The sequence below is a fragment of the Phytohabitans aurantiacus genome, assembly GCF_027923225.1.
GTDB classification, from domain to species: Bacteria; Actinomycetota; Actinomycetes; order Mycobacteriales; family Micromonosporaceae; genus Phytohabitans; species Phytohabitans aurantiacus.
Map to the genome: position 1 here is coordinate 26,313 of NZ_BSDI01000029.1, position 25,227 is coordinate 51,539.

Annotated in this window: 27 protein-coding genes; 16 read left to right on the forward strand and 11 right to left on the reverse strand. The window is 68.0% G+C overall.

What is annotated here, in order from left to right:
* Positions 1-5: 5 nt before the first annotated feature.
* The 5 genes from QMG73_RS25865 to QMG73_RS25885 form a co-directional block, all read right to left on the reverse strand.
* Positions 6-1,184, reverse strand: a complete 1,179-nt coding sequence (locus tag QMG73_RS25865; protein ID WP_281899849.1) for a cytochrome P450 — start codon at positions 1,182-1,184, stop codon at positions 6-8.
* Between the two features lie 81 nt (positions 1,185-1,265).
* Positions 1,266-1,931: a 2OG-Fe(II) oxygenase gene (locus QMG73_RS25870; protein ID WP_281899851.1), complete on the reverse strand. Its 666-nt coding sequence runs from the start codon at positions 1,929-1,931 to the stop codon at positions 1,266-1,268.
* 5 nt (positions 1,932-1,936) lie between these two features.
* Positions 1,937-3,031, reverse strand: a complete 1,095-nt coding sequence (locus tag QMG73_RS25875; RefSeq protein ID WP_281899853.1) for a hypothetical protein — start codon at positions 3,029-3,031, stop codon at positions 1,937-1,939.
* Between the two features lie 157 nt (positions 3,032-3,188).
* Entirely contained in the window at positions 3,189-3,371 is a 183-nt protein-coding gene (locus QMG73_RS25880) for a hypothetical protein (RefSeq protein WP_281899854.1), read from the reverse strand.
* A 132-nt stretch (positions 3,372-3,503) separates the two neighbouring features.
* The gene (locus tag QMG73_RS25885) at positions 3,504-4,061 is read right to left on the reverse strand and encodes a class I SAM-dependent methyltransferase (RefSeq protein WP_281899855.1); all 558 of its coding nucleotides are present in this window, start codon (positions 4,059-4,061) and stop codon (positions 3,504-3,506) included.
* 151 nt (positions 4,062-4,212) lie between these two features.
* Between QMG73_RS25885 and QMG73_RS25890 the strand changes: the two genes are divergently transcribed.
* Both QMG73_RS25890 and QMG73_RS25895 read left to right on the forward strand, forming a co-directional pair.
* Positions 4,213-5,658, forward strand: coding sequence for a hypothetical protein (locus QMG73_RS25890; RefSeq protein ID WP_281899858.1), 1,446 nt, complete (start codon positions 4,213-4,215; stop codon positions 5,656-5,658).
* The gene (locus QMG73_RS25895; RefSeq protein ID WP_281899860.1) at positions 5,655-6,209 is read left to right on the forward strand and encodes a GNAT family N-acetyltransferase; all 555 of its coding nucleotides are present in this window, start codon (positions 5,655-5,657) and stop codon (positions 6,207-6,209) included. Before QMG73_RS25890 ends, QMG73_RS25895 begins: the two co-directional genes overlap by 4 nt.
* 597 nt (positions 6,210-6,806) lie before the next feature.
* On the opposite strand, the gene QMG73_RS25900 is transcribed toward QMG73_RS25895, so the two are convergent.
* Positions 6,807-6,935, reverse strand: coding sequence for a hypothetical protein (locus QMG73_RS25900; RefSeq protein WP_281899861.1), 129 nt, complete (start codon positions 6,933-6,935; stop codon positions 6,807-6,809).
* Positions 6,936-7,375: 440 nt separating this feature from the next.
* On the opposite strand from QMG73_RS25900, the gene QMG73_RS25905 reads away from it, so the two are divergent.
* Both QMG73_RS25905 and QMG73_RS25910 read left to right on the forward strand, forming a co-directional pair.
* Positions 7,376-8,125 (forward strand): hypothetical protein, encoded by a 750-nt coding sequence (locus QMG73_RS25905; RefSeq protein WP_281899862.1) that lies wholly within the window; start codon positions 7,376-7,378, stop codon positions 8,123-8,125.
* Positions 8,112-8,783: a pentapeptide repeat-containing protein gene (locus QMG73_RS25910; RefSeq protein ID WP_281899863.1), complete on the forward strand. Its 672-nt coding sequence runs from the start codon at positions 8,112-8,114 to the stop codon at positions 8,781-8,783. Before QMG73_RS25905 ends, QMG73_RS25910 begins: the two co-directional genes overlap by 14 nt.
* A gap of 393 nt (positions 8,784-9,176) precedes the next feature.
* Here the strand turns inward: QMG73_RS25910 and QMG73_RS25915 are convergent, their stop codons facing one another.
* A complete protein-coding gene (locus QMG73_RS25915) occupies positions 9,177-9,494 on the reverse strand; it encodes a hypothetical protein (protein ID WP_281899864.1) in 318 nt (105 codons plus the stop codon).
* 527 nt (positions 9,495-10,021) lie between these two features.
* Between QMG73_RS25915 and QMG73_RS25920 the strand changes: the two genes are divergently transcribed.
* Together QMG73_RS25920 and QMG73_RS25925 are read left to right on the forward strand one after the other, a co-directional pair.
* Positions 10,022-11,500, forward strand: a complete 1,479-nt coding sequence (locus tag QMG73_RS25920; RefSeq protein WP_281899865.1) for a hypothetical protein — start codon at positions 10,022-10,024, stop codon at positions 11,498-11,500.
* A gap of 61 nt (positions 11,501-11,561) precedes the next feature.
* The gene (locus QMG73_RS25925) at positions 11,562-11,690 is read left to right on the forward strand and encodes a hypothetical protein (protein ID WP_281899867.1); all 129 of its coding nucleotides are present in this window, start codon (positions 11,562-11,564) and stop codon (positions 11,688-11,690) included.
* Positions 11,691-11,821: 131 nt separating this feature from the next.
* Here the strand turns inward: QMG73_RS25925 and QMG73_RS25930 are convergent, their stop codons facing one another.
* A complete protein-coding gene (locus QMG73_RS25930) occupies positions 11,822-11,968 on the reverse strand; it encodes a hypothetical protein (RefSeq protein ID WP_281899868.1) in 147 nt (48 codons plus the stop codon).
* A 465-nt stretch (positions 11,969-12,433) separates the two neighbouring features.
* On the opposite strand from QMG73_RS25930, the gene QMG73_RS25935 reads away from it, so the two are divergent.
* Complete coding sequence (locus QMG73_RS25935) at positions 12,434-13,453, forward strand: pentapeptide repeat-containing protein (protein ID WP_281899869.1); 1,020 nt, start codon at positions 12,434-12,436, stop codon at positions 13,451-13,453.
* Between the two features lie 254 nt (positions 13,454-13,707).
* Here QMG73_RS25935 and QMG73_RS25940 read toward each other — a convergent pair whose 3' ends face one another.
* Positions 13,708-14,286: a hypothetical protein gene (locus tag QMG73_RS25940; RefSeq protein WP_281899871.1), complete on the reverse strand. Its 579-nt coding sequence runs from the start codon at positions 14,284-14,286 to the stop codon at positions 13,708-13,710.
* Between the two features lie 555 nt (positions 14,287-14,841).
* On the opposite strand from QMG73_RS25940, the gene QMG73_RS25945 reads away from it, so the two are divergent.
* The 3 genes from QMG73_RS25945 to QMG73_RS25955 all read left to right on the forward strand — a co-directional run bounded on the left by QMG73_RS25945 (position 14,842) and on the right by QMG73_RS25955 (position 16,937).
* Complete coding sequence (locus tag QMG73_RS25945; protein WP_281899873.1) at positions 14,842-15,636, forward strand: hypothetical protein; 795 nt, start codon at positions 14,842-14,844, stop codon at positions 15,634-15,636.
* Positions 15,637-16,245: 609 nt separating this feature from the next.
* A complete protein-coding gene (locus QMG73_RS25950) occupies positions 16,246-16,668 on the forward strand; it encodes a site-specific integrase (protein ID WP_281899874.1) in 423 nt (140 codons plus the stop codon).
* Complete coding sequence (locus QMG73_RS25955; protein WP_281899875.1) at positions 16,650-16,937, forward strand: tyrosine-type recombinase/integrase; 288 nt, start codon at positions 16,650-16,652, stop codon at positions 16,935-16,937. The genes QMG73_RS25950 and QMG73_RS25955 overlap by 19 nt, the downstream gene beginning before the upstream one ends.
* 385 nt (positions 16,938-17,322) lie before the next feature.
* On the opposite strand, the gene QMG73_RS25960 is transcribed toward QMG73_RS25955, so the two are convergent.
* The gene (locus tag QMG73_RS25960; protein WP_281899892.1) at positions 17,323-17,577 is read right to left on the reverse strand and encodes a hypothetical protein; all 255 of its coding nucleotides are present in this window, start codon (positions 17,575-17,577) and stop codon (positions 17,323-17,325) included.
* Positions 17,578-17,878: 301 nt separating this feature from the next.
* Between QMG73_RS25960 and QMG73_RS25965 the strand changes: the two genes are divergently transcribed.
* The 4 genes from QMG73_RS25965 to QMG73_RS25980 all read left to right on the forward strand — a co-directional run bounded on the left by QMG73_RS25965 (position 17,879) and on the right by QMG73_RS25980 (position 22,171).
* On the forward strand, positions 17,879-18,691 hold the full coding sequence (locus QMG73_RS25965; protein ID WP_281899894.1) for an RNA polymerase sigma factor: 813 nt from the start codon (positions 17,879-17,881) through the stop codon (positions 18,689-18,691).
* Positions 18,684-19,928, forward strand: coding sequence for a hypothetical protein (locus QMG73_RS25970; protein ID WP_281899895.1), 1,245 nt, complete (start codon positions 18,684-18,686; stop codon positions 19,926-19,928). The genes QMG73_RS25965 and QMG73_RS25970 overlap by 8 nt, the downstream gene beginning before the upstream one ends.
* Positions 19,929-20,341: 413 nt before the next feature.
* The gene (locus tag QMG73_RS25975) at positions 20,342-21,274 is read left to right on the forward strand and encodes a hypothetical protein (RefSeq protein ID WP_281899896.1); all 933 of its coding nucleotides are present in this window, start codon (positions 20,342-20,344) and stop codon (positions 21,272-21,274) included.
* Positions 21,275-21,490: 216 nt separating this feature from the next.
* On the forward strand, positions 21,491-22,171 hold the full coding sequence (locus QMG73_RS25980) for a Type 1 glutamine amidotransferase-like domain-containing protein (protein WP_407676862.1): 681 nt from the start codon (positions 21,491-21,493) through the stop codon (positions 22,169-22,171).
* Positions 22,172-22,177: 6 nt separating this feature from the next.
* Here the strand turns inward: QMG73_RS25980 and QMG73_RS25985 are convergent, their stop codons facing one another.
* Complete coding sequence (locus QMG73_RS25985) at positions 22,178-23,164, reverse strand: hypothetical protein (protein ID WP_281899900.1); 987 nt, start codon at positions 23,162-23,164, stop codon at positions 22,178-22,180.
* 1,021 nt (positions 23,165-24,185) lie between these two features.
* Here QMG73_RS25985 and QMG73_RS25990 point away from each other — a divergent pair.
* On the forward strand, positions 24,186-24,974 hold the full coding sequence (locus QMG73_RS25990) for a hypothetical protein (protein WP_281899901.1): 789 nt from the start codon (positions 24,186-24,188) through the stop codon (positions 24,972-24,974).
* Positions 24,975-25,095: 121 nt separating this feature from the next.
* Positions 25,096-25,224 carry a hypothetical protein gene (locus QMG73_RS25995; protein ID WP_281899902.1) on the forward strand — a complete coding sequence of 43 codons (129 nt, stop codon included), beginning with the start codon at positions 25,096-25,098 and terminating at the stop codon, positions 25,222-25,224.
* Positions 25,225-25,227 lie beyond the last annotated feature (3 nt).

The following is a 25,227-nucleotide window of genomic DNA, read 5'->3' on the forward strand; positions in this document are numbered from 1 at the left end:
CTGCCTTACCAGGCCAGGGGGAGGGTTTCGAGGCTGAAGATCCCGTTCTGTGGTGTGAACCGCAGCGGCTTGTCGATTAGGTGCAGGCCGGGGAACCGGTCAGCGACTGCCGCGAGGCCGATCCGCAGCTGCGCGCGGGCCAGGCTTTGCCCGAGGCATTGATGGATGCCTCGGCCGAATGCTAGGTGGCTGGCTCCGTTGTCGCGCCCGGGTTGCATCTGGTCGGGCTTGGCGTATCGGGTGGGGTCGTGGTTGGCGGCCAGGACGGAGATGATGACACCGGTGCCGGCCGGTATGGCGACGCCCTGCACGGCGGTGTTCTCGACGGCGACCCGGGTGATGCCGGTGTGCACGACGCAGTGCCAGCGCAGCAGTTCCTCGATGGCTGCCTCCGCGACGGGTTGCGGGCCGGTCAGTTGGTCGCGCCAGCGCGGGTCTTCGGCCAGGTCGAGCAGCGTCAGCGCGAGCATTCCGGCGCTGGTTTCCTGCCCGGCGGTCAGCAGCAGCCGGATCGTGTCGGCGATCTGCTGCGCGGTGACCTTGCCGGTCAGAAGATGGTTGCGGACCAGGTCACCGATGATTCCTGGCCGTGGGTTGTGGCTCTGCTCGGTGACGACGTCATCGAGGTGGGCGAGCAGGTCGGTCGCGGCCTGCTCCTTCGCCGGGCCGTCGACCGCATGGGTGTTGAGGGCGGCGGTCAACGACCTGATTCGCTCGTCGCTGCGCAGGCCGAGCAGCGTCTCGATCGTGCGACCGGGGAACGGGACGGCGAACCCGGCGACGAAATCGGCGGGGCTCCCGGCGCCAGCGATCGCGTCGGTGAGCTTCCTGGCGGTTGCCGCGAGCCGTGGTTCGAGGGCGCGGATGTGCCGGGCGGTGAAGTAGGGCAGGACCATCCGGCGCAGGGTGTCGTGCTCGGGGGCGTCCTGCCGCAGGAAGGTGGGTCTGCTGGTCAGCGCGGCCCGGCCGGGGCTCATGACGGGATACCCGGGCCGGGTCGCGTCCGCGCTGAACGCCCGGTTGCAAAGGACGTCCCGGGCGCCTTGGTCGCTGGTGACCAGAAACGCGAGGGTTCCATCATGTAGTTCGACGCGGGTCGGCGCCCGCCCGGCCAGCTGTTGTAGCTCGGTTGGCAGTTCCCGGCCGGCCGGCCGGGCGAACGGGTACAGCGGCGGGCGAGGCATGGTGTTCCCCAGGCAGTCTCGGGCGGGGCTGGGCACCCGTGGTGCCCCGGCGTGGTCTAGCCGCATTCGTGTGGTTCGTTGTCAGTTGACGTGCTTGGTCAGGTCCGCGTCGGCGGTGTAGAAGACGACGCTGACACTGAGCCGCGCCCGCGTGACCTCGTCGCTGACCTTCTGCACCGCGTGCCAGGAGTCGTCGCCTCGGACGATCACGACGCTGGTCCCCGCCCTCGGGCAGACCCGGCGCCGGAGGCTGCCGGCGTCCGGGCCGTCCAGGATGAGCAGATCCCCGCCGGCGCCGGCGGGCCAGTCGGCGTTGAAGTAGAAGACGTGGGTGAGGATCTTGTACCGGTTGTCGCGATGCGGACCGAGCCACGTCTGCGGCGGGTACCGGTAGAACGCCACCACGCACTGACTGCCCTCGAGGGTGACGCCGCCGAGGTGCCCGACAGCCCGCCGGTAATGCTCCGATCGCAGCTGGGTGGTGAACGGTGTCCAGACCGGGGCGAGGTCGGCGCCGGTCAGATCGTTGCGGACCCCAACCTCGAACGTCTTGCCTTCGGCGTCCGGATTCAGCTCCCGCACCGTCTGGAAACCCTGGTCCGGGAACGAGGCGACCATCTCGTCCAGCGTCGCCTGGTCGGTGATCGCACCGGTGAGGACGCAGTGCGGCCACGGCCGCCCGGCCAGTTCCGCGTTCCGGATCAGATCGAGGTCGAGCGGACCGCTTTGCGTGGTGGGGTGTCCCATCGGGATCACTGCTCGGCGCGCGGGTTGAGCAGCCATTGCGGGGCCGGGTCGTCGCCCAGGTCGACGATCGACGGGTCGGCCAGGCCAGCGGCCAGGTCGGGGAAGTTCGCGATGATGAAGTACGCCAGGAAGTACAGCTGCGACCTACGCGCCGACACCGACGGCTGCCGGCGGGCGTAGTTGTCACGGGAGTTGTCCAGGTCCAACGCGTCGATGAGCTGCTTCGGGATCCGATGCAGCGGTGCGAGGATGTGGAAGCCCTTCGCGTCGCGGATCGGATAGGCGGGCAGCGGCCTGCCGATCAGCATCTGGTAGAGCCGTTCCGCGATGACATCTTCCTGGTTGAACCCGAAGATGACGGCCCGGCGGCCGGCGTTCTCCGCGATCTCCAGGTTGAGCTGCTGCACCCACAGGGTCGCGATGACCTCCCGCTCGTCCGCCGGGTACATGGCGTGGTACTTCTGCAGAACTTCCTCAAAGGCGGTCTTGTAGCCGAGCTCGACCGCCGATCGCGACTCGTCGAAGACCTCGTAGGTGAGCCCGAACCGCTGGGCGATCCCGACCGCGGCCTTGATGTGCCCGCCCTCATCCTCGAACCCGTTGGCCGTGATGACCGCGAAGAACCGCACGTCCGGGTGCTCGTCCTGGTACCGGCCGGCGCACTCGCCGACGATGCGGCCGTCGCCACCACCGGACAACGCGATCTGAACGACCCGCTCGCCGGGGTTCGCGGCCCGGTACTTGTCCAGGACGGCGGCGAACGAGGCGTAGATGTAGTCGATGCCGGCCTGGCGGTCGAACTGCAACAGCTCCGGGCCCTGCGCGCCCGGGACGAAGATCTCAGCGACCGGCGTACCGGCGGGATGCACCGTCACCGCCGGGTTGAGAATCGTGAAGTCGGGGTTGCGGATCGACATGGCGGTGACCGTGTCGTCGGCGCCGATCGCGTGTGCCAGCGACACGAACCGGCCGCTGTCATCGGACAGTAGGAACCCGGCGAGCGGCAGGTTGCTGCGGCGCAGGGCCTCCAACACCGGCTCGCCGGGCCGGGTGTCCACCTTCGCGTCGAAAGCGGTGGTGCGGATCTTGAGTGTTCCCACGGGGCGTGCCCCTTTCACTGGACGGTGCGGATCAGGGGTGAGCGGGCCGGCGGGACGGCCGGCGGCGCAGTCGGATCGCCGCCGCCGGCCGTACTGGTTCAGCCGTGCCTGCCAGGGTGCGTTCCGCCAGCAGCGCAGCGCACCGTTACCGATCGGGTCAGAGGCTGGCGATCTGGCTGGTGACGATCTCGTTCGCCTCCAGGCCGGTCGCGGTGATCACGCCGACCCGGGCGCAGGTGCCCTGCGGGGAGACCCGCAGCGCCGCCGCACGGCTGGTGTCGGTGCTGATCGAGACCGCGGTCGTGATCGACCGCATCGTCCCGGTGCTCGTGCTGGACATACCGTCCTCCTTGCTCAGATGGACATGACCGGGCACGACCGGTGGGCGTGCCCATCCCAGGCCGCGAGGTGTCGCGGCCCGGAAGCCGGTGAAATTGGGGGGAGACGGCGCGGGGCGGCGGCTGGCCTGGCGCTACCCGCCCACGTGCCCGACCCCGCCGATCAGAGCGTGCGGGGGCGAGCCGGGCACCAGCCCGCAGACCGGGTAGCGCCGCCAGTCACGAACCGGAATCGGCGCATCGGCGAGGGTGCGGTCCTCAGCGCCCAACAACTCCAGGCCCCCGAACGCCGACAACAGCTCCGCCCGCTGGCGAGGGTCGTCTTCCGGAGCCGGCAGGGCGGTGAGGACCACCAGGCTGTGGGGGATCAGGCGCTCGCGCAGCCGGTCGATCCGGTGCGCGCGGTCGCCCGATGGGACATCAGTGTGGATCGAAACGACGACGACCGGTCTGGCGAAGTCGATCGACACAGGGAACTCGGTGCCCTCTGGCCAGCCAGCGACCTGCCCGCTCGGGGCGATACACGCGATGATGTCGCGGACGACCTGGGGCGGCAGGAAACTGCCGGCGTCGACGAACTGATCGGTCTGTTCCCGATCGACGGCGAACTTCGAGACTTGGGCGAGGAATGCCGTACCTTCCCCCACGGCGGTGATCAGCCGGTCCGTCCGGGCGCCGGTCGAGGTAGTCATCCGCTGACTCCTTTAGTCGGTTGGCCACAGGGCGCTCCCACGGGGCCGGGCAGGCGAGCGATACAGGGCGCTGGCAGCCCCGCCCGGCATGTGAACGAGCGATCCGTTACGCATCGCCAATCGGTGTTACCTCAGCCAACCAGAGACATCGATGCCCTGCCCAGGTCGCAAACCAGCGTTCTACTCGCACGCACCCGGACGTTTTGACGGTGACCGTATTGCCAACCGCCGCCGCGCAAGGTACGGAGAATTGCACAGCGTTGCATCCATGAATGGGGGCAAGGTGCCGGAGCGTAATCAAGAACTGGCCGCTCAAATCACCGACGCCGGCATGACCATTCCCGAGGTCGCCGACGCCATCAGCGAGCGGGTGCAGGACCTGACCGGCAAAGAGTTCGACTACACCGAGCGCAGCGTGCGCCGGCTGCTCTGCGGCGCGACGAGCTGGCCACATGCTCCTGTCCGCCTCGCCCTGGAAAGCCTCTTCGAAACCTCCGCCGTCGATCTTGGATTTACCCCAAGATCCGGATCATCACGCACTCCATCCGGCGGGGTAACGTCAGCATTCGACAGACCATTTCTCCACGAACAGGAGGGATCCGTGCGACGCCGTGACCTGTTCGACATCGCCGGCGGGGCACTGTTTTCGATCATCGTCCCGAGCCTGCCCCGCCGCGGACGCATCGGTCAGTCAGATCTCGTGCGGTTGCGCGACCCACTGACCCAACTGTTCACCGCCGACGACGCGGCCGGCGGCGTCGCTCTTGCCCAAGAAGCGGTCTGGCACGCCGACCGGCTCCTGGAGGCCCGCAAACGCTACGAGATGTCCGTGGCCGTCAGCGACGCACTGCACGGCCTCGCCGGGCAGTACAAGGCGGCCGCCGGCTGGTTCGCGATCGACGCCGACGACCTGACCCTCGCCGGCCAGGTGCTACCCGAAGCGCTCAAGCTCGCCGCGCTGGCCGGCGACAACCTGCTCACCGTGCAGGTCTGGAACTACATGGCGATGCGAGCCCGTCAGGCAGGCGAGGGTGGCGAGATCCACCAGATCTCCCGCACCGCGCTGCGCTCCACGGCCGCACGCCAGCACCCCAGGGCCGCCGCCCTGTTCCACTGCCGGGCCGCCTACGGAAGGGCTTGGCGCGGCGAGCGGCGACAGGCACTGCGCTCGCTTCAACGCGCACATGACGTCCTCGGCAACGCCTGCGATGAAGACGTTCCCACCTGGCTGGGGTTCGTCAACCGCGCCCAACTGTTCGCTCAGGAAACTCTCGTGCACAGCCTCCTCGGACAGTGGAACGAAGCCGTCGAAAGTGCCCAGAGCGACCTGCGGCTCATCCCCGGCGCCTACCACCGCAACCGGGTCCACGGGCTAATCCACCTCGCCAAAGCAAATCTCGGCGCACGCAGTCCCGAGATCGCCGCCGACGCGGCCACCTCCGCCGTGCACGAGATCTCCTCACTCAGCGGATCACTGCGGGCCGGCCGGGCAGCAGCCCGACTGCGGAAACTGCGCGGACGGATGGAGACCTGGCGGCCGGTGCCCGAGGTCGCACGCTGGCTCGACTTCTACGACACCTCCCTCAGCGCCGCATGACCACAGCAGAGATCAACACCGTCCGGCACACCGACGTCACCAAGGTCACCGACCTGCTCGTCAGCATCTACGAAACGGTGTACGCCACCCGACTCGACGACCCGTTCTTCTCCCTGGACAGATTCCGTCAACGCCTACACCAGCACGCGGCCAGCCCTCGATGGGAAGCCGTGATCGGCTACCACGACACCCATCCCATCGGTTACGCCTACGGCGCCACCCGACCCGCCGCCACCGACTACTGGGCGACGCTCACCCCGCGACCGGACGACGACTTCGCCCACGAAGACGGAGAACGCACATTCGTGCTGTTCGAACTCATGATCCTTCCGGCCTGGCGCGGCACCGGCGCATCGCGAACGGTGCACGACGCCCTACTGGCCAGCCGCCCAGAAACCCGAGTCTGCCTCGCGGTCGAACACGACCACCCCCGGGTTCGAGCCCTGTACCAGCGCTGGGGCTACCAGTTCGTCGGCCAGCGGACTCCAACACCGGACTCCCCGGTCATGGACATCATGTGGCGCCCCCGAGAGCTACCTGATCAGCCCTGAGGCGAGTCAAGGTGGCCGCCGCGCGACACCACTCTCCAATGTGTACAACGTCGGCCCACCTGGACCATGCGGCATGGCCCGCACGGCGCACCGACCCGAGCGAGTCGTACAAGGCGTCCACGGCGGAGCCCGATGCCGGCGGCATCACCCACTCCACAGTGGGCGTGATGCTGGCGCCACCCCGGCGGGCTGGGCGGTGCTGTGCTCTGCCCGGGCGGGCGGCCTGGCCGGTGCGGTCGATGCCGCCGGCATCACTGCCCAATGTGAGCGGGCCATCGTCCAATGTGGCTCCACCTGAGGTCGATCGGCTGTGTGATCAGCTGAATCGTCCCCGTGGTGGGCAGGGGCGACACCTACGCCCCGGAAGCATCAGCGCGACGCGCCGAAGGGGGCGCGGGTACCGGCAATCTGACACCGGGGGTGATGAAATCCACGTCACCGTGGGGCGTGTCTGTCAAGTCCCCCTGACATGACAGGGGTACCGTACGTACACGTACGCCGGGTACGGCACAACCCGTGGCCGGGGAAACAGGCGGGTCGGGAGCCCTACGGACCCCCGACCCAAGCGGCACTACCTAGCGGACAGATCAGCGGTCGTCACCGGGCCCAATCCAGGTTGACCATGATCAGTCCACATAGCGCGATAGCCCTCGCCGCCACGGCGAGGGCGTCGTGTTGGCGGTGTTCCGCGAAGACCGCGGACAACTCCGACACGAGCGCCGCCACCCCGCCACACCTCGGCAAAGAGGGTCGGTCCGGGGCGGTTGGTACTGCCGTGTGACCTCTTTGGACATGCGCACCCCCGGCGCGGAGCCCAAAGTCCCGGGCCTTCCGGGACGGGACCCCTCGAGTCGGTCCCGGGCGGGGTCGCTGGAGGTAAGCAGATCTGTAGATGTCAGGGCAGTGCCACCAACCGAGGTTACGGGGCACGGCCGTGGTTCCCGGGGATTTCAGCGCGTGTTGTCGGGCAGGTTGTTGGCAGGCGTCCGGAGCCGGCGTCGTCTCGAACCGGATCAGCTCGCTCTTCGAGGTAGCTGCCTTGTCTCCGACACGAGTGTGGACAGTCAACTCGGCGGCTGATAGTCCAGTGTTCCGCCCGTTGTTGACGCGATCGAGGAAGATCCGCCCGCCGGGACCATCAGCCACGGAGGAGGGCGAGGGATACGGTGCGCCGTCGATCGACCGCCCTCCGCTGGACAACGCTGCTGACCGGCGGCGCCGCCGCGGTCGGCATGGTCGCGGTAGCGATCTTCGCCAACCAGGCTTACACCGACGGCAGACTCCGGTGGATGTGGCTGGCCGGGGCGCTGGCAACGGCCGCGGCGGCCGTCTGGGTCGACGCCATCCGGCAGCGGGTGCCGTCCCGGGCGGTGCTGGCGGTCACCGACTCCCGAGGCCGGCCTCGCCTTATGCACGAGGCGACGCTGGCGGAGCTGGGCGTGCACCCCAATCGCTTCGACACCGACGACGGGCCTGCCCCGTACCTGCCCAGGGACGACGACGCGAAGATCATCGCAGCTGTGGAGTCATTGAGCGTGGGGGTCATCGTCCACGGCGCTCGCCTGGCCGGCGCCAGCCGGAGCTTGGCCCACCACGCCCGCCGGCTGCTGCCCGACCATCTGCTGCTGATCTACCGTCCCGACCCCGACGTCACGATCGCCCAACTGGTCGCCCACGCCGCCGGGCAGCCCCGTGGTGCGGCCGCTCGATGGCGCGCTGCTGTGGCTAGACGGTCTCGATCCCGCCCAGGTGGGCCAGCTGGACGCCGCCGCGCTGAGATCCTTGCCGCCTGGGCTGCGCATCTTCGCCACCGCCGAGACCACGCGGGTCACCGGCATCCAGGTCCCGGCCCACGTCGCCGAGGCGCTAAAAAGTCACGCCACTCTGATTCCCCTCGCGCCGATGTCGGAGTCTGAACGTCAGGCGTTGCGTCACATGCCCAGTTACCAGCCCATTGTCCCCGCCCTGGCCGAAGCCGACCCGCCGCTGCTGGGCCGGCTCCTGATCTCTCTGGACACCATCGGCGGCATGGTCGACTTCAGCCGCGTGGCGTTCTCCGCCGGCATGGTCGACTTCAGCCGCGTGGCGTTCTCCGCCGGCATGGTCGACTTCAGCGGCGTGGCGTTCTCCGCCGGCATGGTCGACTTCAGCGGCGTGGCGTTCTCCGGCGGCAGGGTCGACTTCAGCGGCGTGGCGTTCTCCGGCGGCATGGTCGACTTCAGCGGCGTGGCGTTCTCCGGCGGCGCGGTCGACTTCAGCGGCGCGGCGTTCTACGGCGGCAGGGTCGACTTCAGCGACGCGGCGTTCTACGGCGGCAGGGTCGACTTCAGCGACGCGGAGTTCTCCGCCGGCAGGGTCGACTTCAGCAACGCGGAGTTCTCCGCCGGCAGGGTCGACTTCAGCAACGCGGCGTTCTACGGCGGCACGGTCCACTTCAGCAACGCGGCATTCTCCGCCGGCACCGTGGACCTGGCCCGGCCGCGGGACTGGTCGGTGCCGCCGGTGGGATTGCCGGCGGACATGCCCGGAGTGCTCCTACCCCCTCCGGAGTACCTGGCCCAGATCCCGACTTAGTTAGGTCCAGGAATACCCACTTCCCGTGCCCATTTGGCGGTAGTACGCCGTGGGAGGGCATTCGGGCCGGGGCGCAGTGAGCGAGCACGCTGACGGTCGGTGTCGGCGGTGTCGGGTACAGGCCACCGCCCTGGCACCGCCGGCCCGCCCTGGCGGACGCTCAGCCGGGGCCAGTCCGATGTGGTCATGCCAGGGTTGTGGGGATTGCTACGTCCACCGCAAGGTGCCAACTCGACTCCACTGCGGATCGGGAATGTCCGGGACCAAAGGGGTCTGCCCGCCCCGGCGGCCAGTGGGGCGGGCAGACGCTGCGGATGACGTGGATGACATACAGGAGCGGCAAAGTTTGCCTAAGCTCTGAATACCGGTGCGAAAACAGTCTTTCGCTCCATGTCAGTGGGACTCCTTCCTCATCAGAATGAGCATGGTGACGGTGGTTATTGCCCAGATTATGAGTGGCAATGCCAGCTTCACCCAGATCGGTATGGGGCATAGATAGCAGATCACGCCAAGTAGCGTGGCGGGAAGCATCCCGATTCCGAATGCGATCATGAGTGCGACAGCGTTCAGTATCCGGGTCTGGTCCCCACCCTCGGTCTCGATACTGCCCTCTCCGTTCATGCCGGGGAGGCGAAGCTTACCGGTCAGGTGAACGCGGCCAGCTAATCCAGCCAGTTCAGCCGCCGGTTGACCCGTCATCGCCTTGGGCACCTGTCGTGATCGTGATCGTTGGTGACGGCGTCTAGGCATCTATTCACTTCCCGACAGTGGGAAGCGGCCTGTACGGGGTTTCTCCCCGAGGTACGTATGGAGCATCATTGACGGTACCGGTTTCTCCTCAGGAACCGAACACGGCCTGGGCGGGAGCAGTCGTCCCCACGACGTAAAGGCATCCCGCTCAGGTCCGTGACACGCGCAGTTGCGCACGCACACTTAATTCAAAGGCTGCCGCCGATATTCTGGCTACTGAGGAATGCGCCGGTTGACCAATTTGTGACCAGGTGGACGTTTCCGTTTTCGCAGAAGCATCGGTGGCGGCAAGATTATGACCAGGTTCTGAGCTTCCGCACTGGCAGAACTCGGCCTTTTGTCTGACGAATGGCTTCGTCGAAGGTGGCACGTCCAGCACTGCGTGTCGGGTCGCCGACGCTTGGCGGGGTCGGCGATGCTGGCCTGCGCGGTTAGGTCGGACCGGGCCTGGTTGGCGGGCGCAGAAGAGATGCAGAAGGTGGAAGGTTATGGCGGAGGCCGAGGCAGAGGACGGTTGTGTCGAGGGAAGTCTGCAGGCTGCGATCGACGCTCTGCGGCTAGACAATGAATACAGGCGTCTCACTGCGGGTAAAGTTCGGCGATCTGAAGATCAGATACTGCTTTTGGTCGCCGTTCGCCAGCTCGTCTTCCGCTTCGGAAGCTGGTCAGGTTTCCTGGCGAGGCGGGCGAAGATCGACAAGAAGCCTGAGCCCACCAGTGACCAGATCGCCAAGCAGCGCGGCGAACTCTCGGGAGAGATGAACGGCCGCGGCGAGCGACCCTACCCGAAGCTCAAGGCGACGACCGAGATCTTTCGCGTCGCTCTGCACGGCGCAGAATCGGCCGAGCGCGAGGCAGTCTGGGCGCTGGTGAGTTGCCTGTGGAAACGGATCACCGGTGAAGATGTCGACCTGCCTGCAGAGGGCGAGCAGAATGCATCCGAAGATACACAGATCACCGCCCAGCAATTGATCATGGCTGCAGTCGCAGGGCAACGACGGGCGGAAGCCGCTGTCGAGGAGGCAACCGACGAGCGACGCGCACTCGCGGAGCGGTGCGTCAGCGCCGAAACCGCTCTGCAGGCCGCGACTGCGCGAGAAGACGTTCTCATGGAGCGGATCCGGGAGCTCGACCTCAAATCCGACTTCCTTATGCAGGAGAACGCTAAGCATCGCGCAGCGCGTCACCAGCTTGAAGAAGTGGTCAAGCGGGCGCACGAGGAGCGCGACGCGGAACGGCATGCGGCGGCGGCCGCACAAGCCAAGGCCGTCGAGCAGGCGCAGGCCGCGGAGGCGTATCGGCGCGTGAGTGCCAAAAGCCAACATGACGCCAACGCAAAGGTCGAGAGGCTTGCCCGCATGGTGGCCTGGGGGGAGGCGGAGGGGAGGCCAATCGACCGGCAAATTCTGCGGATGTCCGGAATCGAACTCGATATCTTCGGCCATGCGGACAGGAACCAGAAGGCAATCTGCGCCTACCTCACGTCCCGTTGGCATATAGTCCGCTATCCTCACCCGGATCTTCCACCGCCGATTCCAAAGGGCATCAACCCGGAGCTGGTGGACCGGACATACAACGGACAGGGTCCCCTTCCTCCCTGGGAGCAGTTTGTCGCGATCGTCGAATCTATCGGGGGACAGCTCTCCTTCATCGCATCATTCTACACTGCGGTAAAGGCTCAGGAGACGCCAGTCGATCACCTCAAGGCGGACTTCTCGGCGATCATGGACCATGCGCAAATCCCTGGCCTGACAGAAGAAAAAGAATCCAGCAATACGGGCAAGGCCAGTGCGGTAGCGCCAAAGCGCTGGTTGCGTCTTCCCACCTTCCTTCGCTTGAGAAAAATAAGACTCCGTAAGGTGGACGACGCTTCACAGGAAGGCGCGGAACAGCCCGGGGGAAACGCAGAAACAGCTGCGAGGAAATCCCGACGAGAGGCCGCGACACAGCGCAACCTTTATCAGTGACGAGCCGTGCGGGCATCGCTGCCTGGCCTCTGGGCGTGGGCATCGACGGGCAGCCGAGGACATGGGCCGACTCCTGGGGCCTACCCGTGACGACGTCGACCTGCCGGAGCGGCACCTGGCCGAGCTGTTCCCGGACACGCTGTGGAACGAGCCCGACCAGCCCCACGGCTACGCCGGGATGCCCGCCTAACGGCGATCCTCGACGTGCCCGGGCGGCTGGCGGACCTGCACATCCGCTCGCGGTGGCCGGGTGGGGGCCTCGGTCATCGCCGCCGAGTTGCTGCACCGACCGATAGACCGCGCATGTACTCCGAGTTTGCACTATTCGGGAAGGCGCTCTCCCGGCTCGCCGGTGAAGCCTATGTTGTCCGGCTCGTCTTGGACCTTTTCGATGAAGGTGTCCGTCAACGAGGCGTCGAAGGTTCCACGGCTGACGACCTTGATCTGGCGATCGCCGGCATCGTCCATCGCTGCGTGCGTAAGGGCATCGGCGACAAGGCCTGGGTCGTCATTGGCGGTTAGCTCGACTAGAACCGTGAGGATCAGCGTCCTCTGGGATGGCGCTTGAGACGTCAACTTCCTGTTTCCTTCCGTTAATGGCTTGCTACGACGATCCCCCGGCGGCGGGTAGCGGAGCGGGCGTTTGCTGAATCCCGCCGAGGGCGAGGCGGCTGGTCATGTCGCGCTTGACCTCGCCGGTGTCGGCTACAGGCCAGCACTGTGACGGCGGCGGCCCGCCGTTGGTCCAATGTGGGTGTGCCCCGTCTTCGTGATCGTCTGGGCGCCGCCCGCGTTGGGTGGCGTACCGGGCGCAGCCCGTGGGCGGCCTCGACCGCCGTCCGAGGCCGGGCCGTGGGCGGCGACCGCGGGCGGCGGCTCCATCCGGCCCCGCCTGCACCAGCGGTCGCCGGCCGGGCCGGCACGGTCCGCGAGGTGGTGCTCACCGTTTTCCAGGGCGTTACGGCGCTCACGGCGGTGGCGGCCGTGCTGTTCACCGCCCGATCGCTGGGCTACACCGCCGACGCGACCACCGCCACCCGAGACCAGCTGCGGCTCACCGAGCGGGCCCAGATCAGCGACCGGTTCGGCCGCGCCATCGATCAGCTCGGCCAGGAAGGCCCGGACAAGCTGTCCATCCGCCTCGGCGGCATCTACGCCCTGGAACACATCATGCGGGACTCGGCCGCCGACAAGCCGACCGTCATCGAGGTGCTGTGCGCGTTCATCCGCACGCACGCACCGCGACCGAACCCTATTCCAGAAGAAGTACCGCCGTCGTCGCCGGATGTGCAGGCCGCCATCGTCGTCCTCGGCCGCCGCCCGGACCCTGACTCAGCTGGCATTGACCGTCTGGAGTTGGCCGGAACGCTGCTCTCGCTTCCAGACGCGGATCTGGGCGGCGCCCGCCTGGTCCTCGCGGACCTGTCCTTCGCGAACCTGGCCGGCGCGGACCTGAGCGGCGCGGACCTGAGCGGCGCGGACCTGAGCGGCGCGAACCTAAACGACGCGTACCTGGGCGGCGCGTACCTGGCCGGCGCGGACCTGAACGGCGCGAACCTGGGCAACGCGGACCTGGACACGGCGAACCTGGCCGGCGCGAACCTGAACGGCGCGAACCTGTTCGTCGCGAACCTGGACACGGCGAACCTGAACAGCGCGAATCTCGGCGGCGCAGACCTGGCCGTCGCGAACTTGAACGGCGCGAACTTGAACAGCGCGAACCTCGGCGGCGCAGACCTGGTCGACGCGAACCTGGTCGACGCGAACCTGGGCCGCGCGAACTTGAACGGCGCGGACCTGACTGGCGCGGACCTGACCGGCGCGGACCTGAGCGGCGCGGACCTATCTTTCGCGAACGGGTTGGCCATCGCGCAACTGGCCGGCACCCGGATGGACACGTTGACCCGACTGCCGCCCGGGGTGGCGGTACCGTCACCGAGGCCCACCCGCTGAGCCATTCCCCTGATCGTGGAGGTCGCTTGTCGGACCGCCGCCGTCTGGTGCGGGCATGAGCGCCCTCTTCGCCGCCCGCCGTGCCCCTGTGCTGCGGGAAGGGTGGGGCGTGGTCGCCCGAGGCGGGTAATCCGGGGGTGGTGGGTTGCATGCTCTGTGCGCTGTCGAGAACGCACTGGCGCAAAGGCCGGTCAACCGGGAGGACGGCCAGCCCTACAAGCCGGTCCGGCCGCTGGGAGACGACGGCTGAGGGATTACGGCTCGTCCTGCTGCACCGGGCGGCCGTCGGGATGCAGATCGTTCTCCGGGGTCGCCTCAACCGAACCGAACGTCTCGTCGAACCAGGTGAGGAAGCCGGCCACGCCGCCCCACTGGGCGGTGATTCGCTTGTAAACGGCGCGCTGGTCGTGGCCCGACTGGAACATCCGGGTGCCGGTGACCTCCTCGCCGCAGCCGCAGGCGCACCGGCGGGCGAGCTCGGCCGGGTGGTCGACGTAGGTGACCGGGTTGCGGTGCGCGTCCAGGATCGGCTGGCCGATCAGCTGGTCGTGGACCGGATCGCCGGGGCCGAGGATGTCACCGAGGATCGCCCATTTCCCGCCGCCGGCCGCCTCCATCCCGGTCTTCCGCACGACGAGCACGACCTGCTTGGTGGTCGTGGAGGAGAAGGCCACGTACTGCTCGACGCCGGCGCGGGCACCGAACAGCCACCGACCGCGGTTGCGGGCGAACAACTGCTCGGCGCTCTGGTCGGGGCTCCAGCCGTAGAAGTCGCGCCCCATCGGGTCGTCGGCCGTCGCCGGCTTTGCGGGCCCGAGCTTGATGTGGATCATTTCCGTCCCCTATACCTGGTAGCCCTTGGGATAGTTGTTATGACCGTAGGGGATTAGTCGATAACAAGCAAGGCTTGGGGTATCGGTTATATGTCGACGCGGTGGCGCGCTCGGCGGCGCCGCCAACCGGGGTCTTAGTTAGGTCCGGGAATGGAACATTCCCGGACCTAACTCACCAGTCCCGGCCCGCCCTCGCTGCCAGCACCGCCCCACAGATCTCCTCCTGCGGGCGGCATCTGCGCGTTGGGGAGCGACCGGAGGCGGGGGAGTGCAGGCAGGCCGGGGCGTCCCATCGGGTGATGCCCCCAACAGCGCGGAGTGGAGGGCCGGGTCGAGTCGCACCCGCATCCTGCTGTGAGGTTCATGTCTGAGAAGTGGGGGTTGGTCGGAAGGCTGGGGTATGCCTCAGGTTGAGGGTCAGATATCGGCACGCCCTCACATTGCCCGATGTGGGCTCAGCTCCGACCGTGCCCCGCGCCCGGGCGGCCCGGGGACCGCCCATCGATCGCGCCGCGCGCACGGACGGACGGGAAAACCCCGATGGAGGATTCCGGTATGAGGATGCAGGGCCACGGCGGCAGCGCCGCCCGCCCGTCCACAGTGGATGGGCGGCGGCGGATGACGCTGCCGACCGCTCTGGCCGATGCCGCCGGCATCACCGGCCCGGTGGTGGTGCTGCGCGGCGAGCGGGCGGGGGAGCTGCTGGTGTCCACGCCGCAGGCCGCCCTGTCCCGGCTGCGTCGGGGCCTCGCGCGGGCGCGTGAAAGCCACGGCCGGCACGCGTCGCTGGGCGCCGCCCTCACCGACGGGCTCGGCCGGCCGGCGCCCGCCGTCCCGGCCGGCACGCCCGCGCCGCTGCCGGCGGACGGGCCGATCGTGGTCGACACCGCGCCGCTGCTGGCGCTGTTGGACGGCGACCCGGCTGGCGAGGCGGTGGTGCCGCTGCTGCCCCGGTTGGTCACCACCTGGGCCGCCGTCGACGACCTGCTCTCCACGCTGCTGGCCGCCGGGCTGAGCGCCGCCGGCACCGTCCCGGCCGACGGCGCCGGCGCCGTGCCCGGCCACGACGTGGTGATGGATGTGCTGGCCGCGCTCGGCCTGCGCACCGCCACCATCGAGCAGAGCGCCGACTGGGCGCCGATCCGGGTCCTCGAATTCGAGCTGCGTCAGGTCGGGGGACTGGCCGCCGCCGAGCGGTCCATCCTGGCCCTGGCCACCTATCTGGGCGCCCCGGCGCTGCTGGGCCGGCCGGTCGGCGCGTTGCCCGCCGCGGTGACCGCGCCGGTGTTCGACGTCCGCGACCTGGCCCCGGCGCGGCATCGCGTGGTGCCCGCGGGCACCACGGCGTGACCCGGCCCGCCCCGCACGCCCCGGCCGCCGACACCGTGCCGGACGCCGGCCCGCTGCCGGCACCCCGCACCCCGCCGCCGCTGGCGGCCGGCGCGGTGGCGGCGGACGAGGTGCTGCACGGCGAGCTGGTCGAGGCGGACCCGCCGGCAGGATTGCCCGGCGGACCCCCGGCGCCGGGCCGACCCGGCTGGACCTGGACCGCTGGCTGGCCAGCCACCAGCCGCGCGACGGCGCCGCCTTGGCCCGGCTGCGGGACCTGGCCGCCGACGTCGCCGGCTACGCGCAGGCGTCCCGGGCCGCCGGCACGGTCCGCAAGTACGACACCGGCTGGACCGCGTTCGCCGACTGGTGCGCCGAGTTCGGCTTCGCGCCCGGGCCGCCGGCCGACGCCGAGGTGGTCGCGCTGTTCCTGGCGCAGATGGCCCGCGACGGCCTCGCGGTGTCCACCATGGACGGACGGCTCGCCGCGATCCGCGACCGGCACCTGGACGCCGGGCTGCTGCCACCCACCGACGACCCCCGGCTACGCCGCATCCGCGACGGCGTGCGCCGCGTGCACGGGCGACCGGCCGAGGGTGTCGGCGCGTCGGGCTGCCGCTGCTGCACGCGATGCTCGCCACCCTGCCCACCACCCCACCCGCCGACGACCCCGGGCCGGCCGCGCCGCTGCCGGCCCGCCGCGCGTACCTGGCCGCGCTGCGCGACCGGTGCCTGCTCACCGTCGGCTTCCTGGCCGCGCCCCGCCGCGAGGAACTCGCCGGGCTGCCCGCGGACCACCTGGAGCTCGTACCGGAAGGGCTGCGGCTGCTCGTCGCGCGCTCCAAGACCGACCCGACCGGCACCGGCCGCCGCGTCGACCTGCCCTGGGCACCGGAGCCGGTGGCCTGGCTATGCCCGGTCCGCGCGGTCCTGGCCTGGCTGGACGCCACCGGCCGCCGCGACCACCTACACCGCCCCGGCCGCCCCGCACCGGCGAAATCCCGCTGCTGTCCGGCATCACCCCCGGCGGGCAGGTGCGGCGCACCGCGCTGACCGACCGGCACGTCGCCCGCGCGGTCAAGGCCACCGCTGCGGCCGCCGGCCAGCCGGCCGAGGTCGTCGACCAACTCGCCGGCCACTCGTTGCGCGCCGGGTTCGCCACCGCCGCCGAGGCCGCTGGCGTGCCTCGGGCGGTCATCTCCCGCGTCCTGGGCCACGGCACCGGCAGCACCACCGACCGGTACATCCGGCACACCTTCGACGGCGCCGCCCAGCAAGAGGTCTACATTCTGGCCGCCGTGGTGGTCACCGCGCTGGCCTGATGCAGGCGGCATCGCCCTGCAGCCGGTCTTCTCGCACCCTCGCACGACCCTGCTGACGCCGCTCGGCGGCGGTAACGTCCGCCTGGCACGCGGGCCAAGGTCCGGATGCACCCGAGATCGTCCGGTTTGGATCGCGCTCCTCCTGTGGTGGCAATCGATGGGCGCTTGCTCAGGCCCTCGCCACGTCTCGGGGTGGCCTCCGCCTGATTCTCCAGCCGGGCGTGAGCACGGGGTTCAGGGTCGGTGCCGAACGTGGTGCGCCTGGCGGGGTTGACGCGCGGGCATCGCCTGTAGACAAACGCGGTGACGGGTCCCCGTTTGGAGGCCCGTCACCGTGGATCTTGCGAGTGCTGCTGATCAGCTTGGATACCTGGCCAGGGCCAGGTCACTCCTTTCCGCCGATGTAGTGGGCGATGGCCAGCAGCAGCAGGACTGTGCCTGCGAACGCGCCGCCGCCGGTGAGCAGGGCGGTAGGGACGTTGTTGCCCGCGGCGTGTGACAGCAGTGCGGCCGCGCCACCGGTGATGCAGCCGGTCAGCAGCATGAGCACGATCCACATCCAGCGGGGGACGGCCGGGGCGCTCGGCGGGCTGGACGGCTGGGACGGTGAAGTGGTGCTGCCGGGGGTGGGGATGGTCATTGTTTATCTCCGGATCGGTCGAGAAGCCCAGTGGTGTTGTGCTTGGGTACTATGCGGCGGTACTGGGCGTTCCCCCTTTAATGATCTATGGGAAGGCCCACAAGAAAATCTTGCGGAGTCGCCGAGGGGGAACGGCCGCGCCGTGGCATACGACTCGGACCGTAGATCACAAGACCGTAAGGGGCTCTCGCCAATGGACGTGCATTGGGATCCAGAGCGTACCGATAGCGGAGCCACAGCTGTCCGGCCACCTGATCTTTCTCAGGCAATACCTGAGGTCCATCCTGATGAGAACTCTGAGATGCCCTCGTCCGACATACAACAGGCGCGAGGGACAGGACACGGTTTCGATCTTCCCGAATTTGACCCTACCCTCGCCTACGAGAAGGAAATTCGCGATGGCAGGCTCCGTGGTTTATCATCGTCGGTCCACCCGTCCGCGACGAAGGCCCCCCGCCAGGGAGAATCCGGTTTCCGGGCGGGTGACCAACAGCTCGTCGAACACCTGGCCAAGAACAACTTCGCAGGCCCGGAATACGACTTGGTGGCCGAACGGCTCGTCAAGACCGGCTATCGGTACTGCCTGTCATGGCTGAAGAGCGGAAAGATGCACCGAAAATGCCGGGATGCCGGCCGACCTGTGGGTGAGTTCCCGGAGGGAATCGACCGCGAAGTCTTCAAAGACTTGGCCACCGACGCCGCCGTCGAAGGCGCGGTGTTGTTCCGCAGGGTCGCCTTGCTGGAAAACAAATGGCAGCCCGATGGCGGGGCTTCGCTACTGACCTATTACGTCGGCGCGTGTATCCAGGTCTACCCGACGATCTACCGACGGTGGTACCGGGAACATCGCCGGCAATGGATGACCGATCCCTACGACGTCATGCCTGAGCACGTCATGCCCAACCAGAGCGAGTATGTCGAGCTCAGGAATCTGCTTGAACGAGGGCTGGACGAAGCGACCTGGGTTGCGCTCAAGATGAAGGCAGAAGGGTCCTCGTACGCCGAAATCGCCGAGGTCTTGGGACGATCTGTAAAAGCAGTCGAGAATCTCCTACGAAGAGGTAGACAACGGGCGGCCGAACTCATCAAGGGGGCGGGAGACGACCATGTTTGAGCACAACTTCGAACCGCCGCCGCCCGACCTGCGCCTCATCGCCGACCTGATCGACGGTTCGTCCCTCGGCGACATCGACGCCTTTGAAGCCCAAAACGAGGTACCGGCCGGTGTCACGATGCACCTGCGGGATCGAGCCCGTCAAGATGCACCCGCCCGGCTCTGGGACACCCTTCCCGAATCAGATGTGGTGTTGCGCAAAGTCGGAAAGGTCTTTCCCAACGTTGACGGCTCGTTCATCCCGCCCTCGCTGCCGCCCGATGGAACTGTTCTTGCCGTCAACAGCCTAGGGCAATGCCGACTGCTTGATCCAGTGGCCCTCAGCCTTCCCGGCGGACCTGATCGACGGCATTGGAAAATCTACGTTGGCGTGACCGACGATGCGTTCCGATGGCGGCTGCAGTACCTATTCCTGGATTCTGGACAGCCGCGATGGACGGTTGATGCTGCGATTTGGTGGCAGCTTGCCGAACCAGAGAAGGCGGCATCAACGAACCTCCTCACTCTTACTCCCGCCCTGCTTCTCGAAGCAGCGAGCAGACTCGGATACAGCGTAGGGCGGCCACCAGACACGGTTGGCAAACAACTCCTCTACGAGTACGCCGTCATGCAACTGCTCCGTGAGCGGGGCGTCACCGCGGAATGTGCTATCCGCGTCACTACGCCCGATGAACCTGGGGCCGGCACCCCGGTGCCCGATCCACTCCCACAGCCCGTAGTCCCCCGTTCAAGAATGTTGGTTGATCAGTCTCGTGAGCCAAATGACGGTCCCTTAGAGGATCTAAGCGCTCACGTCACCGCTCTAATAATTGGACTGCACGAACGGAGGTGGGCGCCTGATACATCCGAGCAACGGCGATACGTGGGTCTACTTACCTTGCGTGGAATCCCTGACTCGATGGCGCTATCACACTTTATGGTGGTGCTCAACGAAGCGCTACGCCTTGCAGGGATACAGGTTGACGAGGCGGCTGCAACCGTGGCGGCCTTCATCGAGCGAACGCATCCAGAAGTGCTCATGAGCATAGAAATTCACGTCGCGAACCTTGACGGCCTTACTCCTAATTTGCGAAGAAGCTTCGTTGAAGCGGTTGTCCGCCTGGCATTGGCGACTACTTCAGCGGCGATCCGTTTTCCCGAGCCATCTCGAGGAGTACCCATGCAGGGCGACGTGGATTGGGCGGACATCGAGGCTCGGCGAGCGGAACGCTACGAGTTCGACGACCTCCTCACCTAACCTCGGTCATCCGGTGGCTGTCCAGCGCGGCAGCACCCGGCAAGGCGGCCATAGTCTGGCCCGGTGACGGCGCCACCAAGCGATCTGACGGCAGACTCCCGGCTGTCTGCGCGTGGGCGCTGTAGGCGGCATCATCCGGCGCGCCGTTGGCCCAATGGATCTAATCGGTGATACGGGCAGGCACCAGTCACTCATCTTCGAGGCGAGCGGTCTGATCGTCGAACACGACCAGTGGTAGCGGTTCCTCACGGAATGCGCTGGGGTCAACCGGCTTCCCAGCGGGCACAACGGGCAGGTGGGCGAGGCCGTCCGGTCGTGGTCGCGGTCGTGGCGGCGAGCGTGACCGTCCTTTGTGTAGGGCGTCGCGCGAGAAATCTGGGTTCGGCTCCGGATAAGGGCGGTACCGTGCTCGCGTGACGAGCACACCTCTGTGGCAAACCCTGTCCCGGCGCGGTGCCCCTGCCGCGGCGCTGCACGAGGGCGTGCCCAGGTGTCTGCACGGCGAGCTTCGAGACTGGATCTACGACGCCGCCGGCACCAGCACCGACCGCGTCGCCCGGGTATTCGTGCGCCTACACCTGCGCTACGTCGAACCACCCGAGCCGGAAGCCACCGAGGACGAGCCTGTGCCAGCCTCGTACTGGCACGACCATCAACGCTCACACCTTGCGTACCAGACGCCGGTTGGACGTCTGCTGGACATCGTCGACGCGCTTCTGGACCTGATCCCGGTACGCCCGGAACTCACGCCGAACGCGACGCGTAGCGGAGTGTCCTACACCTCCCTGCTGCGTATGATCACGCCCGATTACCGGGGTTCTCTTCAGCAACTCTTGGACGATGCACGGTCAGTGTACCGGATCAGCGACAACGGCCGTGCCCTCGTGCGACGGGCGGACACCGCGACGGCCCAGGCATTCCACCAGGCAGTGGCGACCGCCCAACCGGCGCCGAACACCGGATCCGCCGCCGAGCACCTGTACCGTGCCTGGACCGCGGTGCACGCCCTGCGTCCGGATCCGCCCCAGGCGTACAGCCACGCGATCAAAGCCGTTGAGGCCGCCGCCCACGCCACCATCCAGCCCAACCACGCCAAGGCGACGCTGGGCACCATGCTCGGCGAGCTGCGCAACGCCCCGCACAAGTTCTCGCTGGCGGGCGGCACACCGGGCACGATCGCGCCGCTGATCGAGATGATGGACCGGTTGTGGACAGGGCAGACCTCGCGTCACGGTTCCCAGACCCCGACCCAATCCGAGACCCTTGAACAGGCCGAGATGGCAATCGACCTGGCCATCATCCTTGTACGGTGGTTCACTGCCGGCACGATACGGCGTCAGCCCTGACGGGCCGACTGCTGTCCGCGCACGGCCGATGCGGGCGGCATCAGCGTGTGCTGGTGGCCCGCGAACCTAGCTCTGTAAGAGCTAGGTTCGCCGCACCAGCCTCCTACCCGCCGGCGGCCACGGCTTCCCTCTGACCGCGCCGACTCCCCGAGTTCGCGGCTGGTCTGCCAGGATCAAGACGTGCCGGCTGAGGCTCCGACGATCCTCGCGACCACGATGGGCTTCCATCGTGGAGGCGGCTCGTGGACACCAGGCCCAATCTTCGATCTTGCCGTCGAGCTGGCGGGGCGTCCCGAGCGACCGCGCCTGTGCCTACTCGCCACCGCCAGTGGTGACAGCCCGGCCGCGATCGCCGGCTTTTACGGCGCGTTCGGCGCTAGCGGCTCCCTGGTGTCGCATGTGGCGTTGTTTGACATGCCGTCCGTTGCTGACATGCGCAAGCACCTGCTGCGCCAGGATGTGATCTGGGTCGACCGCGGCAGCTTGGTCAATCTGATCGCGGTGTGGCGGGCGCATCGGGTCGATGAGTTGTTGCGCGAGTGTTGGCAGGCCGGGGTGGTGCTGGCGGGGGAGTCGGCGGGTTCGCTGTGTTGGCATGTGGCGGGCACGACAGACTCGTTCGGTCCGCGGGTGGCGCCGGCGCTCGGGCTGGGGTTTGTTCCCTACGCCAACGCGGTGCACTATGAGCAGCGCCGCAAGTCGTTCCATGCTTTCGTGGCGGATGGGAGCCTGCCTGCGGTGGGGTACGCCACGGATGTGGGCACGGGCCTGGTCTATCGGGGCAGCGACTTGGTCGAGGCGGTGGCTGGTCGGGCGAAGGCGGGCGCGTACCGGGTGGAACGGACCGCGGATGGTGTGCGGGAGACGCCGTTGCCGGTGCGGCTGCTTGGTCGGTGACCGGGTTCAGCCGAGGGCGGCGAGGCGGTGGCGGACCTCGGCGACGTCGTCGCGGTGGGGCCAGCGGGCCAGCAGGGGGAGGGCGCGGCGAAGTTCGCTGCGGGTGCTGAGGGAGTCCACTGCGGCGGTTCCGTCGAGCGTGGCGAGAATGAGCTGGCATGCCTGGTCTGGTGCGTCGGCGTGTGCGTACGCCTGGGCCAGCTTGGCGCTGGTGATGCCCAGGGTCCGCCGCGATCGCCGCCGATCTGCTCCAGCCGCGGCGTCAGCGTCGCGATCGCCTGATCGCCGCCGCCGAGGTAGACCTCGCAGGTGCCCCCGGTAGATGGCCAGCAGGTCGGGGGTGGCTACGCTGCGCTGCCCGACCAGCGGCCCGGTCTCCTGCTCGCGGCCGGCAGCCTCGAACAGGACCAGGGTTTGGTCTAAGGCCTGTTTGCTGGCGTCGGCGTGCCCGGCGAGTGAGTGGCCGTAGGCGAGCTGCTTGGCGGCCAGGCCGCGGATGCGGGCCGGCGCACCGGGGGTGCGCAGGGCTTGAGTGGCTTGCTCGATGGCGGCGTGGCCGTCGCCGGAGAAGCTGATGGCCAGCATTGAGCGACGCACGTGGCTGTAGGAGTTCATGGCCGACCAGCCGAGTTGGGTGGCCCAGTGCTGGGCGCGGTCGGTCCAGTAGATGGCGCTGGGCAGGTCGCCGGCCTCCTCGGCCATCCAGGACAGGCTTTCGGCGTGCTGCGCCTGGAGCTGGGTGAAGGCGGCGCGGAGGGTGTGCGGCGCACGCCGGCGGGTGACTTCAAGGAGCCCAACCTGGGCGGTGAGAGGCTGAATCAACTGGTGAGGCGGCAGGACGCGGGCGGCGGCCTGCACGCCGCGCAGGCTGTCGGCCAGCTCGGCGAGCAGCATCTCATCGACGGATATCGCGGCGGCGGCGTGGTCCAGGGTGGTGAGGGTGCGACCGAGCGCACCGATTCCGAGGGCGGCCAGCAGCTCGCGTCTTGACACCGGCACGGTGATACCTCGCTGGGGAAGTTGCACCAGGACCGCGTCGGTGGCGGGTGCCTCGTGCGTTCTGGTCCCAGCGTATGACGCGGCACTGGTCAGCGCGGCTACCCAGTCGCCGGCGTCGGCTCGGGTGCGCAGCTCCTTAAGGGGTCGGCGACCTCGGCGTACCGCCCCGATTGGAGGAACCCGCCCCGTCGGCGGTCACGCGGACCGCTTCAGTGTGCGATGGACGTGGGCATTGCCCAACAGACGAGCGCCCCAACGAGCATCCCTGTCCAGATGCGCTTGCCGCGGACGAGCGCTTCCGGAATCAGTGCAGGTCAGTACCCATATTGCATAGCCAGCCAGGAATCTACATGGCTTGCGTCTGTGGGTTATGACGCTCGATTTTCCCAAGCCGCCGAGGTTTAGCGCCCGGCGACCCATCGCACGCATGACCGGTGGCCACACGAGCGGTTGAACAACCTCGTCGCTGCCCGGGTCTTGGCCTCGTGGGTTCGGCGGCGGGAGGGCGGTGGTCACAGTGGGGCAGCCGGTGACCTGGGCGCCTGGCAGACGAAGACGTGGCGTCGGTCGTGTCCGGGATCTTGATCGTCTTCATCACGGGGCAACGTCACGCGGTCGCGGCGTCTGCGGTACTCAGCAGATCGTGCACCTCGCTCGGCCAGATGCTCTCCCCGGGAGCTGGCACTGTTGCCGCCCGAGCCGAGTCCCGGCGGTCGACGCGCGCCCGCCTCTTCCGGGTGGAAGCAGAGCGCCACCCCCGGTACGCGGTCGACACCTGAGCGTCTTCGTCGAGTCCGAACCGGCGCGCAGTTCAACAAGGTCCAATCGGCCGACCGGACTACGGGATGAGGTTGTGCCTGCTGCCCTCTCATCACACTGGATGAACTGGCTGCCGGCGCCTGCGGTCGTCCTGGATCGTTCGCGTTAGGCGGAGATGGCTGCCATGATGGGACAACTGTCATGACCGGCGGGCCGCAGTGGTGAGAGGGTTGTTGTGCGTAGCAAGGTTCAGAATGTGACGCCGAAGAAGGCCGGCGAATATCTGGAACGCAACACGGCCAACCGGCCGCTGTCGAAGCGGACGGTCCGCGATTTCGCCGAGGCGATGCGCCGCGGCGATTGGCAGGTCACGCATCAGGGCATCGCGTTCGACACCACCGGGGCGCTGGTCGACGGCCAGCATCGGCTGGCCGCCATCATTGAGGCCGGCATCCCTGTGGAGATGACGGTGTTCACCGAGGTGCCGGTCGGGGCGTTCGATGTGCTGGACACCGGCAAACGCCGTAACGCCGCCGACGCATTGGCCATCGAAGGGGAGAAGTCGGCGGTCATGCTGGCCGCCATGGTCCGCACCGTATGGCTGTACGAGCAGCGGCCCGAGATGAGCTGGTCTGGTGGTGATGCCGCCGTGACCAACCACCAGATCGTGCAGACGTTGGAGCAACATCCGAAGTTGCGGGATTTCGTCGCCGTCGGCGAGCAGATCGCCACCGCCACCGGCATGATCAAAAGCGCCGCTGCAGCCGCCAGCTATCTGGTCACCCAGGCCAGCGGCCGTGACCTGTCGCCCTGGTTCGACGGCATCATCGAAGGCACCGGGCTGACCAAAGGCGACCCACGGCTGATGTTTCGTCGGGTGATGTTCAACCACACCCGCAAACAAGCCGGACAGCCGCTACGCCGCCGGGAAACCCGCGAACACGTCACCCTCTACCTCAAAGCCTTCAACGCCTGGGCCACCGACACCCGGCTACCCCAGCTCAGATACACCCCCCGCGAGCCGGTCCCTCCCGTCGCCGCCTGACGGTCAACCGCCGCGCCACGGCCGGCGAACTCGCCATAGCCGTCCTCAACATCCGTACCGGCAACGCGTCCCGGGTCATGGCCATATCGCTGCCTCGCACGCCATCGGTCCCGTCACCTTCGTGACAAGACCGACCAAATCCGGTGAGGCCGGCCATCCACACCCGGGCCGGGTGCAGCGCGGGCGTGTCGAGGAACGCGACGATCAGGTCGTGCAGGACGCGGGCCTGTGGGGTGCCACGTCAGGGTGAGGG

Coding starts and splice junctions, on each gene's coding strand:
- QMG73_RS25865 (WP_281899849.1), bottom strand. CDS start 1,184: ATGCCTCGCCCGCCGCTGTACCCGTTCGCCCGGCCGGCCGGCCGGGAA.
- QMG73_RS25870 (WP_281899851.1), bottom strand. CDS start 1,931: ATGGGACACCCCACCACGCAAAGCGGTCCGCTCGACCTCGATCTGATC.
- QMG73_RS25880 (WP_281899854.1), bottom strand. CDS start 3,371: ATGTCCAGCACGAGCACCGGGACGATGCGGTCGATCACGACCGCGGTC.
- QMG73_RS25885 (WP_281899855.1), bottom strand. CDS start 4,061: ATGACTACCTCGACCGGCGCCCGGACGGACCGGCTGATCACCGCCGTG.
- QMG73_RS25890 (WP_281899858.1), top strand. CDS start 4,213: ATGCCCTGCCCAGGTCGCAAACCAGCGTTCTACTCGCACGCACCCGGA.
- QMG73_RS25895 (WP_281899860.1), top strand. CDS start 5,655: ATGACCACAGCAGAGATCAACACCGTCCGGCACACCGACGTCACCAAG.
- QMG73_RS25910 (WP_281899863.1), top strand. CDS start 8,112: ATGTCGGAGTCTGAACGTCAGGCGTTGCGTCACATGCCCAGTTACCAG.
- QMG73_RS25920 (WP_281899865.1), top strand. CDS start 10,022: ATGGCGGAGGCCGAGGCAGAGGACGGTTGTGTCGAGGGAAGTCTGCAG.
- QMG73_RS25925 (WP_281899867.1), top strand. CDS start 11,562: ATGGGCCGACTCCTGGGGCCTACCCGTGACGACGTCGACCTGCCGGAG.
- QMG73_RS25930 (WP_281899868.1), bottom strand. CDS start 11,968: ATGGACGATGCCGGCGATCGCCAGATCAAGGTCGTCAGCCGTGGAACC.
- QMG73_RS25940 (WP_281899871.1), bottom strand. CDS start 14,286: ATGATCCACATCAAGCTCGGGCCCGCAAAGCCGGCGACGGCCGACGAC.
- QMG73_RS25945 (WP_281899873.1), top strand. CDS start 14,842: ATGAGGATGCAGGGCCACGGCGGCAGCGCCGCCCGCCCGTCCACAGTG.
- QMG73_RS25950 (WP_281899874.1), top strand. CDS start 16,246: ATGCTCGCCACCCTGCCCACCACCCCACCCGCCGACGACCCCGGGCCG.
- QMG73_RS25960 (WP_281899892.1), bottom strand. CDS start 17,577: ATGACCATCCCCACCCCCGGCAGCACCACTTCACCGTCCCAGCCGTCC.
- QMG73_RS25965 (WP_281899894.1), top strand. CDS start 17,879: ATGCCCTCGTCCGACATACAACAGGCGCGAGGGACAGGACACGGTTTC.
- QMG73_RS25970 (WP_281899895.1), top strand. CDS start 18,684: ATGTTTGAGCACAACTTCGAACCGCCGCCGCCCGACCTGCGCCTCATC.
- QMG73_RS25980 (WP_407676862.1), top strand. CDS start 21,491: ATGGGCTTCCATCGTGGAGGCGGCTCGTGGACACCAGGCCCAATCTTC.